A 13077-nucleotide genomic window follows, 5' to 3' on the forward strand; every position below is an offset into this window, starting at 1 on the left:
AATTATATAATATTTATTAAACTAAGGGCGAGGCCGAAAACCCTAAACAGAGTAGGCATGGATTTAAAGTTTTCTGATATTTTTTGATAGATAAAGATATTTAAAAATATGGCAAGATCATGGTTTTGTTACAATAACTCAACTCCTGCAGATAGACTTACAAGTAGTAATTATACTGCAGTCCCCTCATTAGCCTTTTGCGGCTGTGGTGGTTTTCCGAACAATATTTGTGCAGTATACGCAACAATATCGTCCACTCAGCCTGTTATAACGCTTAGGCTTAGAGAATATTTAGTTGCCGGAGGAGTATTTCCTTTTCTTCCTCAACCAATTCTTCCAGGAACAAAAAAGTATGTCTATACCAGACCCAACTAACAGTTTAACAACCTAAATCATAATTTCTGATGACTTTATTTGTAAAAATTCCCTTTATTCAGATGTTAGACGTTATGAACTGTAAGTAAAAGGGTGTCAGGTCTGACACTGGCACCCCAATTACTTGGTGATAGTTAATATCAATTGTTCTTCCCTTTTTCAATTTCTTCATCAATTGCCCGCTGTAAAGCATCTTCAGATGCATAAGAATTAAAGAACCTGAAGACTGCTAAACCACCCCGCAGCTCGGGACAGTGGAGCTCATGAAATTTTAAGAACATATCGGTAAGCACCATACCTCTATCTACTTCAGAATTGTTTTCCATAGGAATTACTGTTTAATTACATATCAACTGTACACCTTTTTTTATATACAGTTGGGATAAACCAAACAATCTCCCATGTGGAGAACAAATATTTTTTTAAGGAAGTACAACAATCTTCCGTCCCTCTATTTTAAAACGGACGGATTCCGTCAATTCCAGCTTTTTCAATACCTGGGAAACATTACTGTACCGGGAAATAGATCCGCTGAACCGCAGCTGACTCTTCTTTGGATCAGTACTGACAATCTCCACATCATACCATCTTGATATTTTACGGAGAATATCTTCCAGCGTTTCATTGTTAAACATAAAATACCCGTTTTTCCAGGCGACAGCATCATCAGTATCGACATCCTGAACTTCAATCTCCTGCGCCCCCCTCCGTTCAACAAGGGAAGCCTGCTGTCCGGGTTTGATAATGACGGAACGTGTGGAATTGATCCCGTTCACTTTCACGCTGCCTTCCAGTAAGGTCGTTTTGGTATGATTCTCATTCGGATAAGCACTGATATTGAAATGGGTTCCCAATACGGTGACCTGCTGTTTCGCAGTCACCACTTTAAAAGGTTTCGCTTTATTTTTTGCCACTTCAAAGTAGGCCTCTCCTGATAGTTCAACACGACGGTCATTCCCCACAAAATTTACAGGGTAGCGCAATGAGGAAGCCGCATTGATCCAGACTTTCGTTCCATCCGGTAACACGACCTGGTATTGTCCACCATTACGAGTTTCAATGGTATTGTAAATCAATTCAGCAACTGTTGTCGCACTACTTGAATACACCAGCTGTCCACCTTTATTCATTTTCAGTTCCGTACCCTGCTGTTGGGCGATATTTCCTTTGGATGCATCCGTTAAATTGATCTTCGCACCATTGGACAAAGTAAGCACCGCATTGTTTCCACCCGGGTTAATATCCTGTACCACGGCCATTTTTGGATGGGTAAAAGGTTTTTGCAAAATCTCATAATTAAAATAATACACCGATGACAAAACCAGTGCAAGGGCAGCCGCAACATACCAGCCTAACCTGCGGTACAGCGGAACAGCTACAATTTCTTCCTTTGCGTTTTCTTCTTCTTCTTCTTCCGCCTTCCTGATTCTTTCATCGATACGCTCATGCATGAGTCGACCGATTTCCTCCCTTTCCTCTTCACTAAATTCTGAAAGTCCATCCGGACGCTGCGCAAATTCCTGGTAATAGTTCTCCAGGAACTCTATTTCATCTTCGGTTGCCACCCCATCCAGGTAGTCGCAAACAATATTGTATAATATTTCTCTATTCTCTGATTTCATATCTCTGTAGGCATTTGTATCCTAATAGTGTGTTAAAAAAACAGGTATCCTATTAAATTCCTGAAATGTTTACGTTTTGCTCTTTATTTTTGTTAAAATTGGCCGTATTTATCAGGCTACCAGGCCGCTGAACTAAGTATCGTTGTCATTTTTTTCATGAACTCCCTCAGGCTGTTATAGGAGGTCACCAACTGGTTCTGTACCGTCTTTTGGGAGATATTCAGCACCTCCCCGATTTCCTTGGTACTCATGTCCTCCCTGTATTTCAGCCGGAAGATTTCCCCCCTCTTTGTCGGTTGTTGTTTCAGCCAAATGTCAATACAACTCTTCATGTCTTTTTCATTTAACCGGGAATCAGCATTGACACTATAAAATGCCATATTTTCCATCGGCTCCTCAAAATCAGGATTACTCTTCTCCTTCCTGTAAATGGCAAATACCTGGTAACGTGTACACATCATGAGATAATTGCGCAGGTTGAGAATCTCCTTACTGTCTCTTTTTAACCAAAGGTCAGAAAAGATATCCTGTACCAACTCTTCAATTTGTTGCATGTTTTTTAACCGCTTGAAAGATTCTGCATGTAGCTTCCGCCAGTATCGCTCATATATCGCAACGAAAGCTGAACGGTCACCTGATTTCATTGCAATCAACAGTTCCTCATCGCTCCGTTCCTGGGCAGTGACTTGTTTTGGCATAAAAATAAAACAGTAAAATAGTTAATAAAAGGTCACCTACGGAATTTTGCATAAAGCAGATTTAATTAATTTATTCCTCAGAATTTTAGATGAAACCTCATTTTTTATTTTAAAATAAGCTAAAGGGTTTTAGCAATATCAAACAAAAGTTTTAAAAGGATAATTTTAGTAATTTGTAATTGATATAAATTATTTTTAACCACTTAACTTCCTTGTATGTAAGTTTTTATATAGTTTTGTTACCGCCAAATAGTAAACCTAAGTAAAAACAAAAAATATTAAAGAGATGAAATCTAAGCTTTTCTTTACCCTGAACGCGCTATTTCCAGGGACACCTGAAGGAAAACCCCATGTACCGGTAAACCCGGTATTGCTGAAAGAATCATGGCCTGCCAATTGGATTACCCATCCCGGGGGAGACCAGAAGGAATATGGTGTATACTTCTTCAGAAAAAAGTTTTACCTGAAAGCCAGGCCCAAATTATTCCATGTACATGTTTCAGCAGATAACCGCTACCGCCTGATGGTGAACGGTGTGCCCATTTGCAATGGTCCCGCCCGGGGCGACCTGTTCAACTGGTTTTTCGAAAGTGTGGATCTTGCCCCTTACCTGGTGGAAGGGCAGAATGTCATCGCCGCACAGGTTTGGAATATGGGGAAATATGCCCCGACTTCCCTGGTCTCCAACCAGACGGCATTTCTGTTGCAAGGGGATTCCATGGAGGAAGATATTGTGGATACGGACCAGGCCTGGAAAGTCTATAAATCACTGGCCCACCGCCCCTGCGCACTGGAAAATGCCCACCAGCGCCGCGGGTATACCGTAGTGGGGCCTGGTGACCAGGTGGATGCCAATTACTATCCATGGGGCTGGGAAGGCCTGGAGTATAAAGATGACAAATGGGAAAAGGCAGTGGTGATTGCCAGTGCTGTCCCTGCGGCTTGTTTGGAGAAAGGAAACCGTTGGCCATTGTCCCCGCGTACCGCTCCCCTGCTGGATGAAACGCTGATACGTTTTGTAGAGGTACGCCGTGTATATGGCCTGGAGGAAGAGGTGCCACGAACGTTCTTGCGGGGTGCTTCCCCGGTGACGGTCCCGCGGTATACGGAGGCCTCGATCCTGATTGACCAGAGTTACAATACCGTTGCCTACCCGCAGTTGATCCTGAGTGGCGGTAAGAATGCAACAGTGAAACTGACCTATGCAGAGGCCCTGTTTGACGTGGATGGCGAAAAGGGCGACCGCGGAGATATTTTAGGGAAACAGATCGTTGGAAATTATGATATCATTACTTCAGACGGGGCCGGAACCAGGGTGTACCGGCCTTTGTGGTTTAAAGCCTACCGCTATATCCAGCTGGATATCAAAACGTACGATCAGCCCCTGGTGATCAAAGATTTCCACTCGATGCGGTCGGGCTCCCCAATGAAACTGAAGGCACACTTCTCATCGAACGACCAGAGTATGCAGGAGATCTGGAATGTAGGCTGGCGTACGGTCCAGCATTGCGCCGGGGAATCTTTTTCAGAAACGCCCTATTATGAGCAATTGCAATATACCGGTGATAGCCGCATTCAAGCCCTGATCGCCCTGTATACTTCCGGTGATGACCGGTTGATGCGGAAGTGTATCGTAGATTTTTACAATTCCCGAACACCGGAAGGTTTGTCGAAAGGCCGCTATGCCCCTTCGAAATTGCAGATTATCCCTACTTTCTCGCTTTTCTGGGTATCGATTGTGCACGACTACTGGATGCACTGCAAGGATGACCATTTTATCAAGGGTTTCCTTCAGGCGATCATTGAAGTGATGGACTGGTATGGGGAACATATGGATCCGGAGACCAATATGGTGGGGCCGCTGACCTGGTGGAGTTTTGTGGACTGGGACAATTATGATGGTTGGGGTACCTCCCCTGGAACGGAGAACGGGAATTCTGCGATCGTTACCCTACAACTGGCCTATACCCTAAACCAGGCGGCCGATTTGTTTAAGGCTTTTAAAAATGAAAGGCAGGAGTTGTTGTACCGTCAACAGGCACAAGCCTTGTGCAGGACGACTTACGAGCTTTGCTTTGATCAACACGAAGGCATGATGGCCGATAGCCCGCAGAAGCTGACCTTTAGTCAGCATGCCGGGGTTTGGGCCGTACTGAGTGGCGCCTTAAGCCTGGAAGAATCACGCCTGTTGCTGGAAAAGGTGATCAAGATGAAGCCGCTGGGCAAAGTGACTTTCTTTTACCGCTTTTACCTGAACCAGGCTTTGAAAAAAGTTGGGATGGCCGACCGCTATTACAGCCTGTTGGGCCCATGGCGAAAGATGCTGAAAGATGGATTGACTACCTTCTCCGAACAGCCGGAACCCACACGGTCGAATTACCAGGCCTGGAGCGCCAGTCCCAATTACGATTTTCTGGCCACCATCTGCGGCATCATGCCGGAATTGCCGGGTTTTGCCAGGGTACTGATCCAGCCAGCCCTGGGCGAACTGACCGATGTGAGCTGCCGGATCCCCCATCCTGAGGGAACCATTTCTGCGACGTTTAAAAGAAAAGGAGAGAAAGGTTTGCTGGCCACAATTATACTTCCGGAAAGGCTGACAGGTACCCTGGTCTGGAACGAAAAAAATATAATATTGCACGGCGGCGAGCAGGATTTAGACGTCTGAACGATAGGTGTTCTAACAAGCAAAGAAAACTATAAATTAATTCAACTTAATTAATTGTAAATTTAAACAGATCAAAATTTTGTATAGTTACCAAAATTGATGGATTAAATACCGGACGCATTTACGGCTCCGGACAAATGCCTGTTTTTAACCAAACAGAGGTGGTTACATATAAGCATTCTCCCTCAGAATTAAAGGGTTAAACAACACAATCCGTTTAACCGGAAGGCAATATGACTTGTACAAAAGTTACAAAATAAGTGCTGAATTATTTTCACAAAAATAATTTGGAATTTAGTTTTATTCGTATATTGTTTATAGTTATACTATCGATAATTGTCAAAATATTAATTAGAAGAATGGAGGGACGATATTAGGAAAAGAAATTAAACATTTTAAATCGACTGAGAGGGGATGGAAATCCGACGGATCGGTCACGACCAACCCAATTAATTATTTGTTATTCACTAAAAATCATTAAGCATGGACAATGAAGATTTATTCAGGATACTTGCTGGTAACAAGGCAATCAAGCCGGAGTTGAAAAAGGAGCTGGAACACATGATCAAAAGAGAAGTGTATTCAAAAAGCCAAATTATCCTTAGTCCCGGACATGTATCAAACAGAGTGTGGTTTATTGAAAAAGGTGCCGCTATGGCATATGTTTACAAAGAAGACAGGAAAGTTCCTTTTTGGTTCTGGAATCACCATGAAATTGTAATGAACATCCATAGTTTCTTTAAACAGGTGCCCTCAGACTCTTACATAGAATTGCTGGAACCCAGTATCCTGCTGTCGATTTCACACGAGCACGTTCAGCAAATGGTAGCGAAATTCCCGGAATGCAGCGGTTATATCCAAAGCCTGCTCGAAGATTACTCTAAGAAGAGCCAGGACAGGATTTTGAGACTCGCCTGCTCCGCCGAAGACCACTACCTATCATTAATGAAGGAATCACCGTTTGTATTTATGAAGGCCTCTGTAGAGAGTATCGCCGCCTTCCTCGGCATTTCCAGAAAAACACTTAACCGAATCCGTTACAAGCATTTAAGAGATTAATTTCTCAACCCTGTGCAGGGTTGTTAAATTCCCGACTATCTACCTTATTATAACCTACCTGCTTCCTATGCTTGTATTATTACCGCAATATTGACGCAAGAGTTAAGTACGTTGACAACAAGGGACATCTGGCCAGATCTTTAGGCCAGATGTCCCTTTTACTTTGGAGGGTACCCCGTATTTTTGTATGGTTCGTTGCGGGTTCATCAGAAAACAGTTGCTGTTTTGAATGGTTTCATTTCTTTTGTTTTCAAGCTGCCTTCGGCAGTTTTACAGCTGATGAAGCTGCAATGGGCAGATTTATGTTGTATCTCTTTTCATTTTATATTTTTGAGTTTTACGTTTTCATAATCAACATCTACCTGTGTGTTTGATTTGTGCGCTACTTTAGGGTGCGCACAAATTTTAAATCCCTTTTCCAGTCTTTCGCATCAACTAAGAATTGATTTTTTCATGCTGTGCAGCATCCTGGTGCTGCGCAGTTTTTTATGAAATCGTTTTTTCAATAGGGCCAACTGACTGATCTGATTACGACAGATGGCCTATCATCTTTTCCTCATCCTGCTGTAACTTGGTGATACCTTATCACCGAAAAACAAAATAAATTATGAGCACCTATCCTTTTATAATTATCATTAGCGGTTTCCTCGTAGCCTTATGGGTGTATTCCGCATTATCAAAATTATCTTATTGGACTGCTTACAAACATGCCATGAAAGCACAGGTTTTTCCAAACTGGATATGCAAAATCTTGACCTATGTGATACCGGCATTGGAACTTGCACTTGCCTTGTTGCTGATCTTTAACAAGACCCGTCTTCTCGCCATGTATTCTTCCTTTTTCCTGATGTTCCTTTTTACACTATATATTGGCGGGGCAGTTTATCAGGTTTATAGCAGATACCCCTGTGCCTGTGGCGGATTGTTTAGTCGCCTGGGCTGGAAAAAACATTTTAAGTTGAATATCGGCCTTACACTAATTGCACTTGCCGGTGTATTGCTGATGGAGCTCTAAAGAAATACAACACCTTACCCATGATACCCTACTATGTTTATTAATTGTTGTTTTAATCAGAAAATGTCCCGTGGATGCGGGCCATTTTCTTCAAAAAAACATCACCTGCATACCTGCATTAAGCTGAGGCTGCTTCAACATCAGGAGCAGCTTCTTCTGCGGATGGCTTTATTTCCTCCACAGGATTTTCAATCGCTTGAATGGCAAGATGCAGGCGCTGCAAATACACATTGATAGACTTTGAACCTTCATTCGACCGGATATAGTCAAAATGTGATTCCAGAAATAAAGGTACATCCTCTACCACTACCCCACTCTCTAAGGTGATGCGTTCCGGTAATGCAATCCCCGTAAAATAGCCTTCTAATTCTTCTGCTGTCATAAGGCCAAAGCTACGGATTTTACCGCTTTTCTAAAAGTGTTGTTCATCTGCACTGGGACCATAGGTTCCCGGAATCGGCACATCCAGCAATCGCAGGTATACCCCAAGCTGTGCCCTGTGGTGAATGATCTGGCTGAAGGCATGCCTCACCATTCCGGCTTTGGTGACGGTCAGCAAAACCTGCTCCCCATTCCGCAATACCCAATCCGGCAAAAGGTCTTCCGCTGAAGCATTTTCGAGTGAGGCCTGCGCCCCTTTCAGGTTTTGCTCATGGAAAGCCAGCAGTTCAGCATTGTCATTCCATACGGGCGGGGTATAGGGCGAAGTCGCAAAGTCTATCCCATCGGTGTCAAACGCCAGGGATACCCATTGCGGAAGTTCCGCGATATGGCCGGCCAGCTGACTGATGGTCATACTCTTGGCATGAGGCTGATAAGCGTGGGCATCTGCCGGAATCCTTTCCAGCATTTTACGGGTGATGACCGATTCATTGTTTAACTCTTGTAATAATTCCTGAAGCATTGCCATATTCTGATATTTTAATTTGATGATCCAAAATAACAGCGGCACAGTGACAACCCTATGTCAGCAGTATTTTTTACAGCAGATTTTTTTTCTCAAAGCAGATTTTTGGTCATGGCCTCATGTAAGTCACGGATCCTGAGTTTCAATACCTCAGGAGAGACAATCTTCGCATAATCTGCAAAAGATAGGTACCAGCGCGCAAAACCTTCAAGGGAGGAAGTCAGGAAATTCATCACCATATCGTCCCCCTCCTCCTTTTCACTGAGGAAACCCTGGTAATACTTCTGCTCTCCGAGGTGTAATGCCGCATGGCGTGGAATCCGCATCACCACCTCCTGTAATTTCATCTCTTTGTACTGGTCCTCCAGGTAAGTCTTTAACGGCACATGCACATCGTCAAAGGTTTCCGCTGTGGCAGCGATGTGGTTGATCCTGTCGAACCGGAAATCACGGCAAGCTTTACGCGTCCTGCAATAAGCCAGCAGGTGCCAGTAATGGTCCAGGTAAAATACGCCTATAGGTTCAATGTCACGCAGGGTCTGCTCCTGACGGTAATAGGCGAAATAGGAAAGCTGCATGACCTTTTTCTCCGCAATCGCTTTCAGTATGGTCTGCAAGGGATTCAATTGCAGTTCCTGTGCCACAGGCCGTTTGCCCCGCAATACGGCTATCCTGTCGTCAATATGTTCGAGGTAATCCTTTTCAGTACTGTGCAGCACGGCTTTTACTTTGTATAAGGCATTGCTGTAATTCGAAAGGTTAACCGCATCCGTTAATCCTTCGACAAGTTTCCCTGCCGTAATAAATGACATGGCTTCCTCCCGGGTAAACATGATGGGCGGCAAACGGTATCCATCCACCAGCGAATATCCTACACCGGCTTCCCCAATAATGGGCACACCGCTTTCTTCCAGGGAACGGATATCACGGTATACCGTGCGCAGACTGATGTCAAATCGCGCTGCGATGTCCTGTGCCCTGACCACCTTGCGCGATTGCAGCTGGATGAGAATTGCCGTTAAACGATCCAATCGGTTCATCCGGCAAAGATACAAAGACGAAAGAGAAAACCCTGTCTAAAAACTTTCCTCAAAACGTGGCAAACATATTCTTTAAAACCCTGAGGAATAATATTTTAAACACCATTGGAATACTTTTTAAAACTATGAGGAATAATTATATACAAGCCCGGATCTTCAAAAAATAATTAGTGTACACTTCCCTGTAATTCGTGTATCGAATACAGTTATTGGTGTAATAAATTTTATTATTCTGGATACTTAGCCTACATTTAAACTTAACCAAAAATTATTAAGATGAGATACATCGCTATTAACATCAATTACAACCTGGATCAGGACTGGTACTACAGATGCAATTCTGTCGTGGAGTGTTACAATTACTTCGACGGACTGGGCTCTGGTCACGGACCACGCGTAGCTATCTACGACTTAGAAAAAAAAGACTATCTCTGGATAGAGGAAGAACACAAAAAAATCAGTATGGAAAGAATCAACGGGATCGTATTCGGCGCCATACAAAAAATAAAACAGCAAATGCGTTAGCAAAAACTCGTCCGGTGTAATATTTATGCCAATGGATTAGCGCATTGGGCAGTTTTTGCAGCGTTTGCCTTTTTTATATTTTTCACAACAATCCTTTTTCTTTCTGGACTTACTGTCATCCTTTGACTTCTTCTTTTCTCCGGCTTTATTTCCCACGGTGTGAATGATATGTTCGTCTGATAAACAATTGAAATTTCTTAAAGTTTGTGACTGGTGATTTAAATCACCAGCTTGACTTGCTTAAACCATTTATCATGTATTTCAGCATACTTTCCGTTCTCTTTTAACAGGTCAATGGTTTCATTGATCCGCTCCTTCAGCTCTACATCACCTTTCTTCATCGCAATGGCATATTGCGATTCCGTCCCCGGCATGAACATGCCGATGGCCAGTGAATCATTTTTCTTCAGGAATCCATCGGCAATGGGCGAATCGTCGATGAGCACATCAATCCTGCCCGCTATCAGCTTATCGTACAATTCCTGGTTGGTCTCCGCATGCCAGGTGGCATTGTAAGGAAACTGGGCCATGACATATTTCTCTGCTTCTGTGGCAATCCGGATGCCTATCTTTTTGTTTTTGAAGGACTGCAGGCCCGTCAGTTCATCGTTTTTATTCACCACAGCACAGAGCTGGAACTGTAAATAGGGATGGCTGAACTCGAGGATCATCTCCCTTGAGGTGGTCATCGTTACCGCTGAACAGATCATGTCCAACTCCCCTTTATATAACTTCTCGAGGATATTTTGCCATAAAGAGACTTCATAGTGTACTTCCAGATTCAGCAATGCTGCTATTTCCCTGATCAGGTCCACTTCAAAGCCTTCAAATACTGCGGAATTATAATCGCTGTGCATAGGATATGGGGCAGCTGAATCTAATCCTATTTTTAATATTTGCTTCATTTATGTACGATATTATCTCTTCTTTAGGTCAATTGACACGAATTAGCAATAATTTATCAAAAGATAAGTTTGTAAAATCATTTAACGCGTTAATTACCTACGAAAATAAGAATGTTTTTAACATTTGCGGGCTTTATCTTTGCGCTGGCAACGATTTAAACGACAAATAGCCCATAATTTTAGATTGAACTGACCAAGAGACAGCATCCAACCGCAATGAGGGTACTCAGAAAGTTGACCGCATCGTTTCCCAGCAGCTTTTTCCGCTCCAGGGTGGCACCAATGACAGAATCGGAATAGTTGCCCACAGCACCGGAAATGAGGAGGAACAGGAAACTGCTGTGGAATCCATTACCCCATCCATGGATCAGCGCAATGACCGCCGCGCCTCCCAGGCCGGCCAGTGTGCCCTCGATGCTGATGACGCCATCCAGTCCCCTGCTTTCCCTTTTCAGCGTGAGGCAGTGGAAAGCGTTTTTCCCATACACCATGCCCAGCTCGGAGGATAAGGTGTCGGCCGTAGCCGAAGCAAAAGCCGCCGCAAGCAGTAGCGTATATCCTTCCGCATGCTGCGTATCGAACAAAGCGAAGATGGCCAGTAGGGTGGCCATGCCTGCATTGGCAAGGACCTGCAGGGAGTTCCTTCTTTCGTCTTCAGCCCGTATTTCAATCTGCTCTTTTTTCCTGCGGCCTACACGGGTAGCAATGGTTCCCAGCAGGAAAAAAGTGGTCATCAGGATAAATCCGGTATACCCGCAGCCCAGATAAATGAGCAGCCCACAAACTGCCCCGGTTAATGCCCCAGGCAGGGTCAGCTTTTTCCCGGCGATGCTGTACAGGAGCCCGCCAAGCAGCAGCACAAGGAAAGGCAGGTGGGGTAGACTGAAATTCATCACCGAATCTACACGATTTACCGGAAAAATTGTAGTTTTAGTTTCTTAACCCATGAGAAGACTGAATGTATAGAAGATATCTGCTTGTCCTTTTCCTATTGATCCTGCAGGTAGAACCCGTGTTTTCACAGACGGATACAATGGATATCGGTGATGTGTACCAATCTGTCTTCCGGAAAAACAGAAAGGCAGATACCAGCGCAAAGCGAATGGGTAGCCTGGTATTATTGCCTACCATTGGGTATACGCCCAGTACAGGCTTTGAATTCGGCATCGATGTGTCCGGTACCCGTTATTTTGGGAATCCGGAGAATACGACGCTTTCGGTGTTCGATGCCTATGCCGCCCTGTCTACCGGGGGACTGTCTATTATCCAGCTGAAACATAACGGGTATACCCGGCAGAACAAATGGAATTTCCAGGGCAGCTGGGATGTGGGAAAGACCGTGATGCTGGACCATGGTATCGGCACGACAGGAAATGATCCCGGTGAATTCCAGCTGAATTACCGCTTCCTGAAGCTGAGTGAAAATGTATACAAAGAACTGTTCCATAATTTTTTTATTGGCGGGGGGATTGCCATCAATTATTACTCGAATATTGACAATGCAATGCAGGACACTTCCCATCCCCGGAGTTTCAATGAAACCTACAGCCTGGAAAATGGCTATTCCCCGGATAGTTATTTCGCCAATGGCCTGCTGCTGAATATACAGTACAACAGCCGCGACCAGCCATACCGTCCCTACCGTGGAATTTATTTTGATGTATTGCTGAAGACCAATAAAAAGTGGATGGGCAGCGAAAAATCTGGCCTGCAGCTGAAGACGGAACTGAGGAAGTATTTTAGTCTTTCTACACGCAATCCTGAACATGTACTGGCCTACTGGCTCTGGGCTTCTTACCTGCTGAAGGGTTCCGTACCCTACCTGGAGTTGCCCGGTACAGGAAGTGATATTGAACAGCGCACTGGCCGCGGATATACCATCGGCCGTTTTAAAGGCCCTTCTTACTTTTATCAGGAAGCAGAATACCGTTTTCCCCTGTTACGGAATAAACTGTTGAGCGGGGTGCTTTTCTTGAATATGGAATCGGCCGGCGACCAGGGGAATACCCGGCTTTTCAATTACTGGGAACCCGGTGGAGGCGCGGGATTGCGCATCTTGTTTAACAAACATACCCGCTCGAATCTGTGCATCGATTACGGGATAGGGAACTATGGTTCCAAAGGGGTATTTGTAGGATTAAATGAGGTTTTTTAATTCTTATAAGGGTATTCGCTTTAACTTTTAGCCCTTGCTTTCAGTGTTAACAGCTTTTTTCAGCTATCACTCTTTCTTTCAAAGGCAACACTTGCCTTCAGCGTTAAC

The 13077-nt window shown here is 44.1% G+C and carries 13 protein-coding genes; 5 read left to right on the top strand and 8 right to left on the bottom strand.

Annotation, left to right across the window (positions count from 1 at the left end; translation table 11 throughout):
• Window positions 1-515: 515 nt before the first annotated feature.
• From ACSBL2_RS17580 to ACSBL2_RS17590, 3 genes are all read right to left on the bottom strand, one after another.
• Window positions 516-701: a hypothetical protein gene (locus ACSBL2_RS17580; RefSeq protein ID WP_442587857.1), complete on the bottom strand. Its 186-nt coding sequence runs from the start codon at window positions 699-701 to the stop codon at window positions 516-518.
• A gap of 96 nt (window positions 702-797) precedes the next feature.
• Window positions 798-1997: a FecR family protein gene (locus tag ACSBL2_RS17585; protein WP_442587858.1), complete on the bottom strand. Its 1200-nt coding sequence runs from the start codon at window positions 1995-1997 to the stop codon at window positions 798-800.
• Between the two features lie 116 nt (window positions 1998-2113).
• Window positions 2114-2695 carry an RNA polymerase sigma factor gene (locus ACSBL2_RS17590; protein ID WP_442587859.1) on the bottom strand — a complete coding sequence of 194 codons (582 nt, stop codon included), beginning with the start codon at window positions 2693-2695 and terminating at the stop codon, window positions 2114-2116.
• Between the two features lie 286 nt (window positions 2696-2981).
• Between ACSBL2_RS17590 and ACSBL2_RS17595 the strand changes: the two genes are divergently transcribed.
• From ACSBL2_RS17595 to ACSBL2_RS17605, 3 genes are all read left to right on the top strand, one after another.
• Window positions 2982-5363 carry an alpha-L-rhamnosidase-related protein gene (locus tag ACSBL2_RS17595; protein WP_442587860.1) on the top strand — a complete coding sequence of 794 codons (2382 nt, stop codon included), beginning with the start codon at window positions 2982-2984 and terminating at the stop codon, window positions 5361-5363.
• Window positions 5364-5846: 483 nt separating this feature from the next.
• Window positions 5847-6422, top strand: coding sequence for a Crp/Fnr family transcriptional regulator (locus tag ACSBL2_RS17600; protein WP_442587861.1), 576 nt, complete (start codon window positions 5847-5849; stop codon window positions 6420-6422).
• Between the two features lie 607 nt (window positions 6423-7029).
• Entirely contained in the window at window positions 7030-7437 is a 408-nt protein-coding gene (locus tag ACSBL2_RS17605; RefSeq protein ID WP_442587862.1) for a MauE/DoxX family redox-associated membrane protein, read from the top strand.
• A 118-nt stretch (window positions 7438-7555) separates the two neighbouring features.
• Here ACSBL2_RS17605 and ACSBL2_RS17610 read toward each other — a convergent pair whose 3' ends face one another.
• From ACSBL2_RS17610 to ACSBL2_RS17620, 3 genes are all read right to left on the bottom strand, one after another.
• Window positions 7556-7819, bottom strand: coding sequence for a DUF6965 family protein (locus tag ACSBL2_RS17610; protein WP_442587863.1), 264 nt, complete (start codon window positions 7817-7819; stop codon window positions 7556-7558).
• A 30-nt stretch (window positions 7820-7849) separates the two neighbouring features.
• On the bottom strand, window positions 7850-8347 hold the full coding sequence (locus ACSBL2_RS17615; RefSeq protein ID WP_442587864.1) for a DinB family protein: 498 nt from the start codon (window positions 8345-8347) through the stop codon (window positions 7850-7852).
• Window positions 8348-8436: 89 nt separating this feature from the next.
• Window positions 8437-9384, bottom strand: a complete 948-nt coding sequence (locus ACSBL2_RS17620; protein ID WP_442587865.1) for a helix-turn-helix transcriptional regulator — start codon at window positions 9382-9384, stop codon at window positions 8437-8439.
• Between the two features lie 276 nt (window positions 9385-9660).
• Between ACSBL2_RS17620 and ACSBL2_RS17625 the strand changes: the two genes are divergently transcribed.
• Window positions 9661-9909 (top strand): hypothetical protein, encoded by a 249-nt coding sequence (locus tag ACSBL2_RS17625; protein ID WP_442587866.1) that lies wholly within the window; start codon window positions 9661-9663, stop codon window positions 9907-9909.
• Window positions 9910-10127: 218 nt separating this feature from the next.
• On the opposite strand, the gene ACSBL2_RS17630 is transcribed toward ACSBL2_RS17625, so the two are convergent.
• Together ACSBL2_RS17630 and ACSBL2_RS17635 are read right to left on the bottom strand one after the other, a co-directional pair.
• Window positions 10128-10814: a substrate-binding periplasmic protein gene (locus tag ACSBL2_RS17630; RefSeq protein WP_442587867.1), complete on the bottom strand. Its 687-nt coding sequence runs from the start codon at window positions 10812-10814 to the stop codon at window positions 10128-10130.
• Between the two features lie 179 nt (window positions 10815-10993).
• Window positions 10994-11707, bottom strand: coding sequence for a DUF92 domain-containing protein (locus ACSBL2_RS17635; protein WP_442587868.1), 714 nt, complete (start codon window positions 11705-11707; stop codon window positions 10994-10996).
• Window positions 11708-11772: 65 nt separating this feature from the next.
• On the opposite strand from ACSBL2_RS17635, the gene ACSBL2_RS17640 reads away from it, so the two are divergent.
• On the top strand, window positions 11773-12969 hold the full coding sequence (locus ACSBL2_RS17640; RefSeq protein WP_442587869.1) for a BamA/TamA family outer membrane protein: 1197 nt from the start codon (window positions 11773-11775) through the stop codon (window positions 12967-12969).
• The last annotated feature ends 108 nt before the right edge of the window (window positions 12970-13077 follow it).

The sequence above is a fragment of the Pedobacter sp. AW31-3R genome (genome assembly GCF_052180285.1).
Classification (GTDB): Bacteria; Bacteroidota; Bacteroidia; order Sphingobacteriales; family Sphingobacteriaceae; genus Pedobacter.